The sequence below is a fragment of the Bacillus sp. CZDM1 genome (assembly GCF_055502545.1).
The window spans coordinates 122,347-137,555 of the sequence record NZ_JBUESO010000005.1 but is presented as its reverse complement, the minus strand read 5'-3'; the positions used below and the strand labels follow the sequence as shown (position 1 = coordinate 137,555).

Below are 15,209 nucleotides of genomic sequence, written 5' to 3'. Positions count from 1 at the left end.
TTTATTTTACCTCCAAGGAGACAACGCCGCTTAATCTTGTAACTAATTCGTTAATTCGTTCGTCTTTGATCCGATAACTTACTGGGTTAACAATCAGCCTAGATGTCACATCTTTAATTCTTTCAAATTCTACCAGACCATTTTCGACAAGTGTCCTGCCTGTTGAAACTATATCAACAATGCGGTCTGCTAATCCGATTAAGGGCGCAAGTTCGATTGAACCATTTAATTTGATGATTTCAACTTGTTCCCCCTGCTCGCGAAAATAAGCTGCTGCCACATTAGGATATTTCGTTGCCACTTTTGGTGCAACATCATTCATCGCTGTCCCAGGCAGGCCGGCAACTGCCAAATAGCAAGCGCTGATTCGCAAATCCAGCAGTTCGTATACATCACGTTCTTCTTCAAGTAAAACGTCCTTACCGGCAATACCGACATCCGCAACCCCATGCTCAACGTATGTAGCAACATCCATTGGCTTTGCCAGTATGAAACGCATGTCCTCCGCTTCAACATCAAGGATTAATTTTCGCGAATCATCGAATTCAGGCGGCAGGTTGTAGCCTGCTTTCCGGAGTAATTCTAAAGCTTCCTCAAAAATTCTCCCTTTTGGCATCGCAATCGTTAATTTTGTATTCATCTTAAGCCCCCCCGATTAAAAAGGTGGTATTGGCAAACTTCTTTGTAAAAGCATCGAGATTCTTCACGCCATTAATGTCCTGTAAGACGGTTTTCTTTCCTTCCGCCTTCATGGTTTCAGCCAATTGGAAGGCTTCCTTTCGTCGTTCCTGGCTGAAAAAAATACACTCAACATGATTATTGACCTCTTGTGTGCCCATCGCCTCCAAAAGTTTATCGAGTCTAACGGCAAAACCAGTTGCACTGGCTTTTTTTCCAAATTTCTCGATCAAGCCGTAGCGGCCGCCATTTCCAATCGGAAATCCAACATTTCCAGCATAGGCCTCAAATAAAATTCCGGAATAATAACTCATATGGCTGACAATCGTAAAATCAAATTTTACGTAGTCCTCAAGACCATAATCCGTGATAACCTCCCACAATTCCTTTAGCTGTATAAGCGATTCTTTTCCAAAGCCATCTTCAACGATATCAAGGGCTTTTCCAATTACCTCTTCGCCGCCTCTTAATTCCAGCAGCTGTAACAGCCTTTTTTTATCAATGGAGGATAGTGAATAAGAGTTTACTTGTTCACGATAACCAACAAAGTTCTTTTCATATAAAAAACGTCTAAGTGCGTTGGCACGTCCATTGGTCCCTAGGATTTGCTTAAATAATTCCTGTGCGAAGCCAATATGTCCTACTGAAACTTGAAATTGACTTAGCCCGGCTTTTTTTAACGAAGAGACAAGCAGCGCGATTACCTCTCCATCGCTTGAAACGGTATCGTCATTAATATATTCCACACCAATCTGCTCAAACTCTGCGGGTCTGCCGCCCTCTCGCTGCTGTGCCCGGTATACATTTCCGGCATAGGCTAAGCGAAGCGGAAGATCATTTTCTAACAGGCGTGAAGCTGCCACCCTGGCAATCGGTGAAGTCATGTCTGGCCGAAGTACGAGGGTATGCCCATCTTTATCGAGTAATTTGAAAAGCTCCGAGTCAAGTATCGCGGAGGCTGTTCCAACGGTTTCATAGTATTCTAAGGTAGGAGTGTCAATAAATTGATATCCCCACTGTTTAATTGAGTCTTCCATAAGGGTACGAACACGGTGCTTCTTTTCATATAATTCTGGAAGCGTATCTCTCATGCCTAAAGGCTTTTCAAACATAAATAAACGGCTCATCCAAATCATCCTTTATTTTCAGAATCCTTTAGTTCGCTAATGTGCTAATAAATTAAAGTTTACCTTTTTGCTTAATGTTCGTCAACTGAAAACTATAATCCAGCACAAAACCATTATTATGTATTAAAAAAGCCAGGTTCAAAGACCCAGCTTCTGTTATTCGTTCTTTTTCTTTCCATATATCGGGTCTTCGGCCCAGCGTTTATCCATCTCTTCTTTTGAATAGATGACCCGCATGGGGTTGCCACCGACGAATGCACCTGCTGGGACATCTTTATGAACGAGTGTTCCAGCGGAAACGATGGCTCCGTCACCAATCGTTATCCCGGGGAGAATGGTTGAATTGGCACCAATCATTACTTCACTGCCAATTTCAACAGGTCCAAGACGGTACTCTTTTATCAAATATTCATGGGCAAGGATCGTTGTATTGTATCCAATCACCGTGTTGCGCCCGACACTGATTTTCTCAGGAAACATTACATCAAGCATAACCATTAAGGCAAAGGAAGTTTGCTCGCCGACCTTCAGTCCTAAAAACGTACGATAAAGCCAATTCTTCATTCCAAGAAAGGGGGTGTAGCGTGCAAGTTGGATCACAATGAAATTTTTCACAACTTTCCAGAATGGAACGGTTTTATAAACATGCCACAAGGAGTTTGCCCCTTCAACCGGGTAGCGGGTGGTCTTCCTCATGCTTATTCCTCTCCGAGAATACTTAATAAATCCGTCATGTTCTCTAACATGAAATCCGGTTCATATTTAGCCAGATACTCTCTGCCCTTTATGGACCAAGCGACACCAGCTGTTTTTGTACCAGCGTTTTTGCCGGCCAGCACATCGTGAAAATTATCTCCTACCATTAAGGCTTCCTCTGGCTTTGAACCTAACTTTTCAAGTGCTAAATAGATCGGTTCTGGATCTGGTTTCACTTTTTTCACATGATCGTAAGCAATCATAACATCAAAATACGAATCGAGTTTCATCAAGCGAAGTCCTTTAAAAGCAACATCCTCACGTTTCGTCGTTACAATTGCAAGCTTATAACCCTTTTTCTTTAAAGTCTCAATGGTTTCCATAACTCCCACAAATTCTTTCACAAGCGCATCGTGATTCGCTAGATTGTAGGTGCGATATTCTAACACCATTTCCTCCACTCGGTCTGGATCCATTTCCCCAAAAACTTCATGAAGGGTTGGTCCTAGAAATGGTAAGACATCTTCCCGTGTATATTTGCCTGGAAAGTATTTTTCAAGTGTGTGTAAATAAGTAGAAATGATAAGTTCATTTGTATCGATTAAGGTTCCATCTAAATCAAATAAAAGCGTATTAATATTATTTTTCATAAGTTGGTTCTGCTCCCTTTCTGCTTATGATGCCTGACCGTTTCCAGATGAACCCGACGATCAAAGTTAAGGTAATGGCTACACCCAGCCGTATTAAAAAGAGCGGCCAGACCGGGATACCCAGCGGAATAAAGATAAGTGTATCTTCGACAACTGCGTGGCAGGCCATTAGAAAAATAAAAGCGAGCGTTAAATCCCTTTTACTCACTCCATCTTCCTCCACTGCCTGAATTACAACACCTGCACCATAGGCAAGCCCAAATAACAAACCAGCTGCCATTGTCGTAGAAGTATTTTCATTCATCCCCAGACTCCTAGTGACAGGTGACATCCCATTTGAAAACTTCTTAAGCCATTGCAAGTCTTTTAAAATTTGAATACCGATCATCAACGGGATGACAATCATCGCTAACTGCAGGATTCCAAGTCCCGCTTTTTCAATCGCTGCCAGTAAAATCGAACCAATACCTGAAACTTGTTCATCACTTGATGCTTGAATCATCCCATATTTGGCCGTTTCGCTGCCTCCCTGCCAAACTAGGTTAATCACGATTGCAGAAGCAAATGCAAGTCCCAGCCTAGTAACCAGTACAAGCCAAAGCTTTACGCCAACTTTCATGGCAACTCCCGATTCTACAATTAAGTTATGAGAAAATGAGAGCATAACAGCTAAAATAAATACTTCTTTTACCGTAAAATCAAGGGTTAGGATAGCGCCAATCGCCGCATATAAATTGAGGAAGTTCCCCAAGACGAGTGGAATTGCAGCATCTCCTGACAAGCCAAGCAATTTCATCAATGGTGCAATTGCCTCGATTACCCACGGTAAGACGGGGGTATACTGGAGCAAAGCCACAATGAGGGTTACTGGAAAAATAATTTTCCCCAAGGTCCATGTTGTTTTGATCCCCACCTGAAAACCCTTCTTAATCGAGTTAATCATTTCTCCGACTTCTCCTTTTTAGTGCGTAAAAGCTTGATTGTTTTTGTCTAGGTATCTGTCTTTCGCTAAATTTTTCTTTCGACGGTAAACCAGGATTAACACAGCACCTATGATTAAAGCGATTGAAATGGATTGTGCCATCCTTAGGCCGCCCAGCATTAAACTATCTGTTCTTAAGCCTTCTATGAAGAAACGACCGACAGAATACCAAATCACATAAGATAGGAATAGCTCCCCGCGGCGCAGGTTCACCCTTCTAAGCATAATTAATAGAGCAAAGCCGACGATATTCCAAATAGACTCATATAAGAAGGTCGGATGATAGTAGGCACCATTAATATACATTTGATTAATGATAAACTCAGGCAGCTGGAGGTTTTCAAGGAAAGTTCTAGTGACTTCTCCTCCGTGTGCTTCCTGATTCATGAAATTTCCCCACCGGCCAATGGCTTGACCTAATATAATACTTGGTGCGGCAATATCGGCAATTTTCCAAAACGAAATCCCGCGTTTTTTAGCGAAAATATAGGTTGTTACAACGGAACCAATTAGCGCACCATGGATGGCAATCCCGCCATTCCAAATCTGAATGATTTGACTTGGATGCTGCGAATAATAGCCCCATTCAAAAATAACGTAATATAATCGTGCAGAGAGGATGGCAATGGGGATTGCCCAAAGCATTAAGTCTGCAAAGGTATCCTTTGGAAGCCCCCTTTTATCTCCTTCTCTAATGGCAAGAAAAAGTGCCAATGCTAGACCAGAACCGATAATGAGACCATACCAGTGGACTTGTATGGGTCCTAAGGCAAAAGCAATTGGGTCAAGCGGCTGTATAGTTGAATTCATACCATTTCTCCTTTTTTAAAGGCTCTTTTCTTAAACTTTGTTGCTTTTTGTAAGGAAAATTAATGATTTTGCTGTGTTTTCTCAGAAAACAGCTAAATTTAATAAGAAAAGAGCTTGCAAACTAAATTCAAAGGCGCAAAATAACTATTTCCTTGTTAAAATCGGCTTTAAGATTTTAACAACATCGTAACGAAAACAGCCTTATTAAATTATTCCTCGTGTTCTCCATCCTCAATAACATCAGATAGGCGTTCTGTAAATTGTTGTGCAGCATTGACGCCCATTCTTTTTAGACGATAGTTCATTGCAGCTACTTCAATAATAACGGCCAGGTTTCGGCCGGGACGGACCGGAACGGTGATTTTTGTAATCTCCGTATCAATGATTTTCATTTTTTCATCATCTAAACCTAGACGGTCATATTGCTTAGCGGCATCCCAAATTTCCAGGTTGATAACCAGCGTAATTCTTTTATTGCTGCGAACGGCTCCAGCTCCAAAAAGAGTCATGACATTAATAATGCCTAGCCCGCGAATTTCTAATAAATGCTCAATTAAGTCTGGCGATGCTCCAACGAGCGTGTCCTGGTCTTCCTGACGAATTTCTACACAGTCATCAGCCACAAGCCTGTGCCCGCGTTTAACCAGCTCTAATGCTGTTTCACTTTTACCTACACCACTTTTCCCTGTAATTAATACCCCGATTCCATAAATATCAACTAAAACACCATGGACGGCTGTCGTTGGGGCAAGCTTACTTTCTAAAAAGTTTGTTAACCTGCTTGAAAAACGTGTTGTTTTCATATTTGAACGCAGTACGGGAACGGATTCTCGCTCAGAAGCTTCAATCAGCTCTTCTGGAATCTCTATTCCTCTTGTAAGGATGATGGCGGGAGTGATGTCTGTGCATAATCGTTCCATTCTTGAAATGCGTTCCTTTTTGGACAATCCCTCAAAGAAAGAAAGCTCCGTTTTACCTAATAGCTGAATTCGTTCAGCCGGATAATATTCAAAATATCCAGCGAGCTCAATTCCCGGTCTTGAAATATCACTCGTAGTAATAGGACGATCAATTCCTTCTTCACCGCTAATTAATTCTAGTTGGAATCTTTCATAAATATCCTTCGTGCGTACCTTTGGCAAAAGTTTTCCTCCTTAATAGAAAAGCGGAAGCGCACTCAGCGCTGCAGCTAGACAGTCATCATAATCTCACTCAATTAATTTCTTCTTATTTTAGCACTATTTAATTAAATTTCATAACCAAATGGAAGTTATTCGGTTTTTAATACAATCTTCAATTAATGGAAAAATAAATACGAATGAAATATAGAAGTGGTATAGACAACTATTCCACTTAGAGCTATAATAACCTCATAAAGGTACTATTTTTGAAATGGAGATGAAGATTTTGAGCCTACTTTTAATGGTTCATGGCAAGGCAGTTCTAGAAAATGAAGTAGCGGAATCTATCTATATTTATATGGAACATGGAAAAATCAAAGAGATTGGTCCTATTGAAGCTCTTCCTTCCCATTTAAAAGATGTTGAGAAAATAGAAATCTCAGAGAAACAACATGTTGTTCCCGGTTTTATTGATGTCCACATACATGGAGCTGCAGGTGCAGATACCATGGATGCGACAATAGAAGCGTTAGAAACAATGGCTAAAGCTCTGCCTGCTGAAGGAACTACAAGCTTTTTAGCCACAACCATTACCCAAAAACACGAAAATATCGAAAATGCTCTGAGAAATGCGGCATCTTACCTAAAAGGACACAATGACTCTGGTAAATCAGACATTCTCGGTGTTCATTTAGAAGGACCGTTTATAAATGCAAAACGAGCTGGTGCACAGCCGAAGGAATACATTATAGATCCTGATATTGAATTATTTAAGCATTGGCAGGAGCTTGCTGAAGGAAGCATTAAATTAGTAACCGTAGCCCCTGAACTTGAGAACGGGACAAACTTTGTTGCCTATTTGCATGAAAATGATGTGATTGCTTCTATTGGTCACTCGGACGCGATTTACGAAGAGATGGAAAAGGCCGTTGAGGCAGGAGCTAAACAGGTAACACATTTATTTAATGGCATGAGAGGAATTCATCATCGTGAACCTGGGGTTGCCGGTTCCGCTCTTCTTTTTAAAGAATTAATGGTGGAATTAATTGCGGATGGAATTCATGTTCGTCCCGAGGTAATGAAGCTTGTCATTAATGCTAAAGGAACAGAGGGCATGATTTTAATAACAGACGCAATGAGGGCAAAATGCCTAAAAAATGGAGTTTATGATCTTGGCGGGCAAGATGTATCCGTTAGTGAAGGAAAAGCCCTACTTGCCGACGGAACACTTGCTGGCAGTATTTTAAAAATGAACGACTCTATTAAAAACATCCTAGAAGCAGCAGACATTTCTCTATCAGAAGCTGTTCAAATGGCAAGCGTGAATCCTGCCAAACAATTAAAAGTCTACGACACTAAAGGAAGCATTTCGCCAGGAAAAGATGCAGATATAACGATTTTATCAAATGAATATCAAGTTGAAATGACATTCTGCCGTGGAGAAATTGCATATAAAAAGGAGTAATAACATGAAACTAATTCGTACAGAAAATTATGCAGAGATGAGCTTAGAGGCTGGAAAAATCATCGTTGACAAAATAAGCTCTAACCCAAGCCTAACGCTGGGATTGGCTACAGGAAGCACGCCAAAAGGTGTTTATGATTATTTAATCCAGGATTATGAGGCAAATAGAACATCGTATACGAAGGTGAAATCTGTCAATTTAGATGAATATATTGGACTTCCTGCAAAGGACCCGAATAGCTACCATTATTTCATGAACCAAAATTTATTTAGCCATTTGGATATTAGCGAAAATCATACTCATATTCCAAATGGAGCGGCCGGGGATTTAGAACAGGAATGTCTTCGATACGAACAACTCATTAAAGAGCTTGGAGGGATTGACCTTCAACTTCTCGGTATCGGAGAAAACGGACATATAGGTTTTAATGAACCAGGAACTGCCTTTAACAGCAGGACTCACATCGTCACGTTAGCCCACAATACAAGGGAAGCAAACTCACGATTTTTTAACTCTCTTGACGAAGTGCCTGCACATGCGATCACGATGGGAATTGCCTCCATCCTTGAAAGCAAGGAAATTCTCCTGCTGGTTTCAGGAGAAAGAAAAGCCAAGGCATTAGCCAAGTTTGTAAATGGAGAAATAAGCGAGGATTTCCCTGCCTCTGCACTAAAGTATCATGAAAATGTAACTGTCATTGCTGATAGAGATGCATTAAAATATATCTAGTACTTTTCTTTCGGAGGAGGTGTTTACATGATAAACAAAAATTCACCGGTTCCCATTTATCATCAACTAGAAGAGTACATTAAACAACAAATAGAGAATGGCGTTTTAGCGGAAGAAAGTGTCATCCCTTCAGAACGGGAATTTGCTGAGCGCTTCCAAATAAGCCGAATGACAGTCAGACAGGCCATTAATAATTTGGTTTCTGAAGGGTATTTAAAAAGACAAAAAGGCAGAGGCACATTTGTTACAAGGAAAAAAGTCGAACAAGAACTACAGGGAATGACGAGTTTTACGGAGGACATGCTCTCGAGGGGAATGAAACCAAGCAGCATCTTGTTATCCTTTCAAATTATCCCAGCTGGCATAAAAACAGCTCTTGCACTTAGGATAGAAGAAGCTGATTCTGTTTATAAAATTAAACGGATCCGTTTAGCAGATGGTGCCCCAATGGCACTTGAAACGGCCTATATCCCAGTCGAAATTGTCCCAGGGCTGACTGAGGAAAACAGTAACCTCTCACTTTACCAATACATCGAGGAAAATCTTGCTCTGTCGATAAGTGAGGCGACTCAAGAAATTGAAGCATCTACAGCTGATACTCTTGACGCGGAAACCTTGGAAATCAATATCGGTGACCCTATCCTCCTGATAGATCGGATTTCTTATTTACAAGAGGATATACCCTTTGAATTGGTAAAATCAACCTTCCGTGCAGACCGATATCGCTTTATTCATACCATGAAACGGTAAGAAAAGCGGAAGCGTCAGAACTATAGGTATCAAATAAAGAAAACCCGCCAATCATTGTTTGGCGGGTTTTCTTTATAATGGTTGTGGGATTCTTTATTCAATGAAAGACTTGATAGTGAAACAAGGTTTATCTTCTACGGATATCATTTACTCCGAATGATTCCCGACAAAGCTCTTTTTCCTCTTCCAAGGGAATCATTCCTTTCGAATGATTACCGGCAAACCTCTTTTTCCTCTCTCACGGGAATCATTCCTTTCGAATGGTTACCGGCAAACCTCTTTTTCCTTTCTCACGGGAATCATTCCTTTCGAATGATTCCCGTTAAAGGTCTTTTTCCTCATCCACGGGCATCATTCTTTTGAATGGTTACCGCTCTATCCTTATTTCCTCTTTTACAACCATCATTTCCAATGCTCTTAATCTTACAATAGGTCAATTGCTTTATTTTTCACAAATTACTCATATTCAATGTCCACTTTCGCCTTTTCCCATATGATAATAGTGAGCAAAATATTCATGACATAGGGAGAGTGATAAAAATGAAATTCATGCTCGATGCCGGCCACGGCTATAACACAGCTGGAAAAAGAACAATCGATGGAATGCGCGAATACGAATTCACCAGAAAGGTAGCAGCTTTCGCGAGAGATTTGCTAACCTCCTATCAAAATGTCACCGTCTATTTCGCCCATTCCGATGAACGAGACGTTCCTTTGCAAGAGCGGACAAATGCCGCCAACCGCCTAAATGTCGATGCGTATGTGTCCATTCACGCTAACGCCTATGGGTCAACCTGGAATGACGCTAATGGAATTGAGACCTACGTATATACGACGAATCATCAGGAGACCTATCAATTAGCACAAAAGGTTCAAAACAATATGGTCTCGTTAACCGGTCTTAGAAGCCGCGGCGTTAAAACAGCAAGTTTCCACGTTCTTCGTGAAACGAATATGCCAGCCCTTCTTGTTGAATGTGGCTTTATGACCAATAGAAATGAAGCAGGTTTAATGCGTACAGAAGATTTCCAAAGAAAATGTGCCCTAGCCATTGTCAATGCACTTGCTGCCCAATATAATTTAACCAAGAAAGCAGCACCGCCACCTTCTACACCTAAACCTCCAAGTAATCCTGCCCCATCTGTTCGATCAGATTTGTTTAAAGTTCAAGCTGGTGCTTTTTCCGAAAAGAGCAATGCTGATGCGCACGTTAAGAAGCTTAAATCCGATGGATTTGAAGCATTTGTTTCTACTGATGGCTTATACAAAGTACAAGCTGGTGCTTTCTCCGAACGAAAAAATGCAGAAGCTCTCGTAGCACGCTTAAAGGCCAAAGGCTACCAAGCGTTTATTTTCACTGATTAACAAAAAAACTAGCGCCAGATGGTTGCGCTAGTTTTTTTTAGATGATTTAAGAAGTGTTTTATCCAAAACCAGTGTGAATAGTGACATGATAACCGAGGCTAATAATGCCATTCCGAAACCTGCAATTTCAAACGCGTCCCCCATCAAATAATCGGTTATCTCAAGAGTTATCGCATTAATAACAAATAAGAAGAGACCTAATGTTAAAATAGTAGCAGGCAAGGTTAAAATCACTAGAATCGGGCGAACGATGATGTTTATGATCGATAATAAAAAGCTCGCTGTAAGGGCAGCCGCAAATCCATCCAGCGCAAAGCTTTCAGAAAAATAGCCTGCAATCGCCATGAACAAAACACCATTGATTAAGATTCCAATCAACCATTTCATTTATCAAACTCTCCTATTATTTGCTTACCTCATCCGATTTATGAAGTGTAATCGATCCTGTTTTCGTATCGACAAAGATCTTTAACATGCGGTCAGGATGATTTACCGTTTGAAAGCGAAGCATTTTTTGAATCATTTCACTTTTTTCCTCAAGGACCTGAATTCCATCCAGCTTTATATTAAAACCACCAAGATTTGTTTTTAATTCGCCACTAGCAGCCACTCCATCAGGGATATACAAATCAATACCGCCTGTCGTCGCTTTAGCTGCGATTAATTCACAGCGATTTCCTGTCAGGTTATAGGTTGTATTTCCATTTAAGGTTTGCGTTTCAACCTTTCTAAAGTCACCATCTAGCTTGATGGCGCCATTAATGGTTTCAATCTCAAGGGCATCGATGGCACTCGTTTGAAGGGTAATATGACCATTTGCTGTTTCGATTTCTGCTCTTTTCCCGTTTAAACGGGCGAGTTCTATCTTCCCATTGGCTGTTTTCATACGCAAATCACCGATCGTTAATTCTTCACCTGATATAGGACCATTGAACATTCTTACACGAACACGTTCATATTCAGCCTGAGGAACATAGACCACCGCATCAACCTTCATCCATTTTTGCTGAGTCATGAACAGCAGTTTTTGTCCATCAATCGCAAAAAGTATATCCTTCAAAAAGTTTTCCCGGGCTTGTTCCGAGTTCTCTACGCGATAAACCTTTGCCTGGCATTCAATCCGAACATCGTTTTGGTCCCAAGGTACCAGCTTAAGGGAGCCATTGGCAAGATCGATATCCATTTCACGTAAGTATACATCGCCCTGATGAAAAATATGTGAGATTTCCACCGATTGACCGAAATTCAAATCAAAGTCAAGGTCTTTAATCTTTTTCAATGCACTATCGACAAAATCAAAAATTTTATCCTTTGCTGAATGAACTTTACCTTGTGTTGACTCTTCTTTCTTTGCTTCTTCAAACTTAAAGGCAGTTGAAATTTCTTGTGCAATTTGTTCCTGCTTTTGTTCCATCGTTTGGCTGGCTGCTTCAAGCTCTTCTAGTAAGGTTAATGCCTCATCAACGCTAAGCTTTCCATCTTCAACCATTTTTAAAATTCTTTTACGTTCATCCTTCATCATTATCCACTCCAATAAATGTATTCAATCAATCCTATTCCGTTATTAAAGCTTTTACGCCTTTTATGACATTCCAGATGGTGACAATTAAACTAACTAAGACCATAATACCGGCCGAAACCTGTGTGAAAACCGGAATGGCACCATTGTTTATAGCATTAATATCATTAAAAATAGCGAATATTAGCAGCGGGACAGGTATAAGTGGGATTAAATGCGATAAGAGTGCTTTTTTAGCATGGCTTTTCGTTACGTCGTCTCCAGATGCAAGCATAACAACAAGCGGAAACAGTATTCCTGCAAAGAAAATACTAAAGTAACATAATCCTGAAAGAACCTTCCGAGTATCCATTAGTAATCACTCCCCCTTATTGGATATTTACGTATGGGGAATATGAAAGTTTCATCCTATTGATAAAAAAAGCTAAAACGCAAGGTTTTAGCTTTTTCCAATCGTTTCTTTTTCATGTATTTGTTCTTTCATTCGTAACCGGTCTCGCTCGAGGATTGGTTTTAAGTATTTGCCTGTATAAGACCCTGGCGCTTCAGCTACCTTTTCAGGTGTTCCTGTTGCCACAATCGTACCGCCCTTGTCTCCACCCTCAGGACCGAGGTCAATAATATAATCAGTTGCTTTAATGACATCTAAATTGTGCTCAATAACGAGTACCGTGTCGCCATTTTCAACAAGTCGCTTAAGGACGACTAATAATCTAGAAATATCGTCGACATGAAGGCCTGTTGTCGGTTCATCTAAAATGTAGAAAGATTTACCGTTTGAACGTTTATGAAGCTCAGACGCTAGCTTTACACGCTGTGCTTCTCCTCCGGAAAGGGTGGTAGCTGGCTGACCGAGTGTAATATATCCTAATCCAACATCGTTGATGGTTTGCAGCTTTCGGCTGATTTTAGGAACATTCTCAAAAAATTCTACTGCGGTTTCAACGGTCATATCGAGAATTTCAGAAATGCTCCTCCCTTTGTATTTCACTTCAAGTGTTTCACGGTTATAGCGTTTCCCATGACAAACCTCACATGGAACATAGACGTCCGGCAGGAAATGCATTTCAATTTTGATAATTCCATCGCCACGGCAGGCTTCACAGCGGCCGCCCTTGACATTAAAGCTAAAACGTCCTTTTTTATAGCCACGGACCTTCGCTTCGTTCGTCGTCGAAAACAAATCCCGGATATCATCAAATACTCCCGTGTACGTTGCCGGATTAGAGCGAGGTGTTCTGCCAATTGGAGATTGGTCGATGTCGATAATCTTATCTAAATTCTCAATACCTTTGATATCCTTATGTTCACCAGGCTTTGTTTTCGCGCGGTTAAGCTTCTGTGATAGTGTTTTAAGAAGGATTTCATTGATTAATGTACTTTTCCCAGATCCAGAAACACCCGTCACAGCGACAAACATGCCTAGTGGTATTTTCACATTTACATTTCGCAAATTGTTCTCGGCTGCACCTTTTATTTCGATATACCTTCCATCTGGCTTACGACGTTCTATCGGAAGTGGAATAAACCTTTTACCAGATAAATACTGGCCAGTCAAAGAATCCGGATGTGCCATTACTTCGGCAGGTGTTCCTGCTGCAATAACTTGTCCGCCGTGAATTCCTGCTCCAGGACCAATATCGATTAGATAATCCGCTGCGAGCATTGTATCTTCATCATGTTCAACGACAATCAAGGTATTTCCGATATCACGCATATTTTGCAGTGTTCCTATTAATCGGTCGTTATCACGTTGATGAAGTCCAATCGATGGCTCGTCTAATATGTAGAGAACCCCAGTTAACTTAGAACCAATTTGTGTAGCCAAACGGATCCGCTGTGCTTCCCCCCCTGAAAGAGTACCTGCAGCTCGTCCTAAGCTCAAGTAATCGAGTCCAACATTCATTAGGAATCCAAGGCGTTCACGAATCTCTTGAAAAATTAATTTACCGATTTGCATTTCTTTGTCCGTTAATATTAATTCATTAAAGAACTGATTGGATTCTTCAATCGATAACTCTGTTAATTGAGAGATATGGCGTCCCGAAATGAGCACGGCTAAGGTTTCCTTCTTTAAACGATGACCTTTACATACATGGCATGGCTGCTGGCCCATGTATTTCTCCATTTGCTCCCGAATCCAATCAGAGCTGGTCTCTTTATAGCGGCGTTCTACATTATGTATGACACCCTCAAATTCAATATGACCTTCACGGATCTGTCCAAAATCATTTTCATAGCGGAAATAAATTTTATCACCTTTGGAACCATAGAGAACCTTTTCGATAAGGTGGGGAGGGATGTCCTTGAAAGGCATGTCCATATCTACCCCATAATGATTACAAACCGCTTCAAGCAATTGCGGATAATACTGCGAGCTAGTTGGTTCCCAAGGTGCAATCGCATGCTGTTTTAATGATAATTCCTTATTCGGTATCACAAGATCCACATCTACCTCGAGCTTGGAACCAAGTCCATCACACTCAGGACAGGCACCAAAGGGGCTATTGAAGGAAAACATGCGCGGTTCTAATTCACCGATTGAAAAACCGCAATGTGGACAGGCGTGGTTTTCACTGAAAAGAAGCTCCTCTTCTCCGATAACATCGACAATAACCTTTCCTTCGCCTAGACGTAAGGCCGTTTCGAGCGAATCTGCAATTCTTGCGGAAATCCCTTCCTTTACGACTATACGGTCAATCACCACTTCAATGGAATGCTTTTTGTTCTTGTCTAAAACAATTTCATCACCAAGGTCAAGCATTTCTCCGTTGACACGAATGCGTACGAAACCTTGTTTCTTTATATCTTCTAATACTTTCACATGCATTCCTTTTCGCCCGGAAACAACCGGAGCAAGGATTTGCATTTTGGTTCGCTCTGGGTATTCCATGATTCTGTCTACCATTTGTTCAATCGTTTGTGAGGAGATTTCAATATTGTGGATGGGACACGTTGGTCTGCCAACACGGGCAAAAAGTAATCGCAAGTAATCATAAATTTCCGTCACCGTCCCCACGGTTGAACGCGGGTTTTTGCTTGTTGTCTTCTGATCAATTGAAATTGCAGGAGATAATCCTTCAATAGAATCAACATCAGGTTTATCCATCTGCCCTAAGAATTGTCGTGCATATGCAGATAGTGATTCCACATAGCGGCGCTGCCCTTCTGCATAAATCGTATCAAAAGCAAGGGAGGACTTTCCTGAACCAGAAAGTCCTGTGATCACAACAAGCTTATCTCTCGGAATGGTGACATCTATATTTTTTAAATTATGGGCTCTGGCGCCTTTTACAATCAATTTATCCATCGCCAT

15 protein-coding genes are annotated in these 15,209 nt (G+C 41.0%); 4 read left to right on the top strand and 11 right to left on the bottom strand.

Going from position 1 to position 15,209, the window contains the following annotated elements; all coding sequences use genetic code 11:
• Position 1 precedes the first annotated feature (1 nt).
• The 7 genes from hisG to hprK all read right to left on the bottom strand — a co-directional run bounded on the left by hisG (position 2) and on the right by hprK (position 6,085).
• On the bottom strand, positions 2-640 hold the full coding sequence (gene hisG, locus ACY3XC_RS13300) for an ATP phosphoribosyltransferase (RefSeq protein WP_464868987.1): 639 nt from the start codon (positions 638-640) through the stop codon (positions 2-4).
• Position 641: 1 nt separating this feature from the next.
• Complete coding sequence (locus tag ACY3XC_RS13295; RefSeq protein ID WP_464868986.1) at positions 642-1,805, bottom strand: ATP phosphoribosyltransferase regulatory subunit; 1,164 nt, start codon at positions 1,803-1,805, stop codon at positions 642-644.
• A 156-nt stretch (positions 1,806-1,961) separates the two neighbouring features.
• Positions 1,962-2,501 carry an acyltransferase gene (locus ACY3XC_RS13290; RefSeq protein WP_464868985.1) on the bottom strand — a complete coding sequence of 180 codons (540 nt, stop codon included), beginning with the start codon at positions 2,499-2,501 and terminating at the stop codon, positions 1,962-1,964.
• 2 nt (positions 2,502-2,503) lie between these two features.
• A complete protein-coding gene (gene ppaX / locus ACY3XC_RS13285; protein ID WP_464868984.1) occupies positions 2,504-3,151 on the bottom strand; it encodes a pyrophosphatase PpaX in 648 nt (215 codons plus the stop codon).
• The gene (locus tag ACY3XC_RS13280) at positions 3,141-4,094 is read right to left on the bottom strand and encodes a nucleoside recognition domain-containing protein (protein WP_464868983.1); all 954 of its coding nucleotides are present in this window, start codon (positions 4,092-4,094) and stop codon (positions 3,141-3,143) included. The genes ppaX and ACY3XC_RS13280 overlap by 11 nt, the downstream gene beginning before the upstream one ends.
• An 18-nt stretch (positions 4,095-4,112) precedes the next feature.
• Positions 4,113-4,943: a prolipoprotein diacylglyceryl transferase gene (gene lgt, locus ACY3XC_RS13275; RefSeq protein WP_464868982.1), complete on the bottom strand. Its 831-nt coding sequence runs from the start codon at positions 4,941-4,943 to the stop codon at positions 4,113-4,115.
• Positions 4,944-5,152: 209 nt separating this feature from the next.
• On the bottom strand, positions 5,153-6,085 hold the full coding sequence (gene hprK / locus ACY3XC_RS13270) for an HPr(Ser) kinase/phosphatase (protein ID WP_464868981.1): 933 nt from the start codon (positions 6,083-6,085) through the stop codon (positions 5,153-5,155).
• A 256-nt stretch (positions 6,086-6,341) separates the two neighbouring features.
• Here hprK and nagA point away from each other — a divergent pair, with 256 nt between their 5' ends.
• The 4 genes from nagA (at position 6,342) to ACY3XC_RS13250 (ending at position 10,374) form a co-directional block, all read left to right on the top strand.
• The gene (gene nagA / locus ACY3XC_RS13265) at positions 6,342-7,529 is read left to right on the top strand and encodes an N-acetylglucosamine-6-phosphate deacetylase (RefSeq protein ID WP_464869250.1); all 1,188 of its coding nucleotides are present in this window, start codon (positions 6,342-6,344) and stop codon (positions 7,527-7,529) included.
• Between the two features lie 4 nt (positions 7,530-7,533).
• A complete protein-coding gene (gene nagB, locus ACY3XC_RS13260) occupies positions 7,534-8,259 on the top strand; it encodes a glucosamine-6-phosphate deaminase (protein WP_464868980.1) in 726 nt (241 codons plus the stop codon).
• Between the two features lie 27 nt (positions 8,260-8,286).
• The gene (locus tag ACY3XC_RS13255; protein WP_464868979.1) at positions 8,287-9,009 is read left to right on the top strand and encodes a GntR family transcriptional regulator; all 723 of its coding nucleotides are present in this window, start codon (positions 8,287-8,289) and stop codon (positions 9,007-9,009) included.
• A 540-nt stretch (positions 9,010-9,549) separates the two neighbouring features.
• A complete protein-coding gene (locus ACY3XC_RS13250; RefSeq protein ID WP_464868978.1) occupies positions 9,550-10,374 on the top strand; it encodes an N-acetylmuramoyl-L-alanine amidase in 825 nt (274 codons plus the stop codon).
• 27 nt (positions 10,375-10,401) lie between these two features.
• On the opposite strand, the gene ACY3XC_RS13245 is transcribed toward ACY3XC_RS13250, so the two are convergent.
• From ACY3XC_RS13245 to uvrA, 4 genes are all read right to left on the bottom strand, one after another.
• Positions 10,402-10,761 (bottom strand): phage holin family protein, encoded by a 360-nt coding sequence (locus tag ACY3XC_RS13245; RefSeq protein ID WP_464868977.1) that lies wholly within the window; start codon positions 10,759-10,761, stop codon positions 10,402-10,404.
• 16 nt (positions 10,762-10,777) lie between these two features.
• Positions 10,778-11,896: a DUF4097 family beta strand repeat-containing protein gene (locus ACY3XC_RS13240; RefSeq protein WP_464868976.1), complete on the bottom strand. Its 1,119-nt coding sequence runs from the start codon at positions 11,894-11,896 to the stop codon at positions 10,778-10,780.
• A gap of 31 nt (positions 11,897-11,927) precedes the next feature.
• Positions 11,928-12,245: a magnetosome magnetite crystal formation protein family gene (locus ACY3XC_RS13235; RefSeq protein ID WP_464868975.1), complete on the bottom strand. Its 318-nt coding sequence runs from the start codon at positions 12,243-12,245 to the stop codon at positions 11,928-11,930.
• An 87-nt stretch (positions 12,246-12,332) separates the two neighbouring features.
• Positions 12,333-15,209 carry an excinuclease ABC subunit UvrA gene (uvrA, locus tag ACY3XC_RS13230; RefSeq protein ID WP_464868974.1) on the bottom strand — a complete coding sequence of 959 codons (2,877 nt, stop codon included), beginning with the start codon at positions 15,207-15,209 and terminating at the stop codon, positions 12,333-12,335.

Bases quoted from the DNA above. Each gene is read 5' to 3' on its own strand.
- ppaX (WP_464868984.1), bottom strand. From the start codon at position 3,151: ATGAAAAATAATATTAATACGCTTTTATTTGATTTAGATGGAACCTTA.
- lgt (WP_464868982.1), bottom strand. From the start codon at position 4,943: ATGAATTCAACTATACAGCCGCTTGACCCAATTGCTTTTGCCTTAGGA.
- ACY3XC_RS13255 (WP_464868979.1), top strand. From the start codon at position 8,287: ATGATAAACAAAAATTCACCGGTTCCCATTTATCATCAACTAGAAGAG.
- uvrA (WP_464868974.1), bottom strand. From the start codon at position 15,209: ATGGCGATGGATAAATTGATTGTAAAAGGCGCCAGAGCCCATAATTTA.
- ACY3XC_RS13240 (WP_464868976.1), bottom strand. From the start codon at position 11,896: ATGATGAAGGATGAACGTAAAAGAATTTTAAAAATGGTTGAAGATGGA.
- ACY3XC_RS13280 (WP_464868983.1), bottom strand. From the start codon at position 4,094: ATGATTAACTCGATTAAGAAGGGTTTTCAGGTGGGGATCAAAACAACA.
- ACY3XC_RS13245 (WP_464868977.1), bottom strand. From the start codon at position 10,761: ATGAAATGGTTGATTGGAATCTTAATCAATGGTGTTTTGTTCATGGCG.
- ACY3XC_RS13295 (WP_464868986.1), bottom strand. From the start codon at position 1,805: ATGAGCCGTTTATTTATGTTTGAAAAGCCTTTAGGCATGAGAGATACG.
- nagA (WP_464869250.1), top strand. From the start codon at position 6,342: ATGAAGATTTTGAGCCTACTTTTAATGGTTCATGGCAAGGCAGTTCTA.
- ACY3XC_RS13235 (WP_464868975.1), bottom strand. From the start codon at position 12,245: ATGGATACTCGGAAGGTTCTTTCAGGATTATGTTACTTTAGTATTTTC.
- hisG (WP_464868987.1), bottom strand. From the start codon at position 640: ATGAATACAAAATTAACGATTGCGATGCCAAAAGGGAGAATTTTTGAG.
- ACY3XC_RS13290 (WP_464868985.1), bottom strand. From the start codon at position 2,501: ATGAGGAAGACCACCCGCTACCCGGTTGAAGGGGCAAACTCCTTGTGG.
- ACY3XC_RS13250 (WP_464868978.1), top strand. From the start codon at position 9,550: ATGAAATTCATGCTCGATGCCGGCCACGGCTATAACACAGCTGGAAAA.
- nagB (WP_464868980.1), top strand. From the start codon at position 7,534: ATGAAACTAATTCGTACAGAAAATTATGCAGAGATGAGCTTAGAGGCT.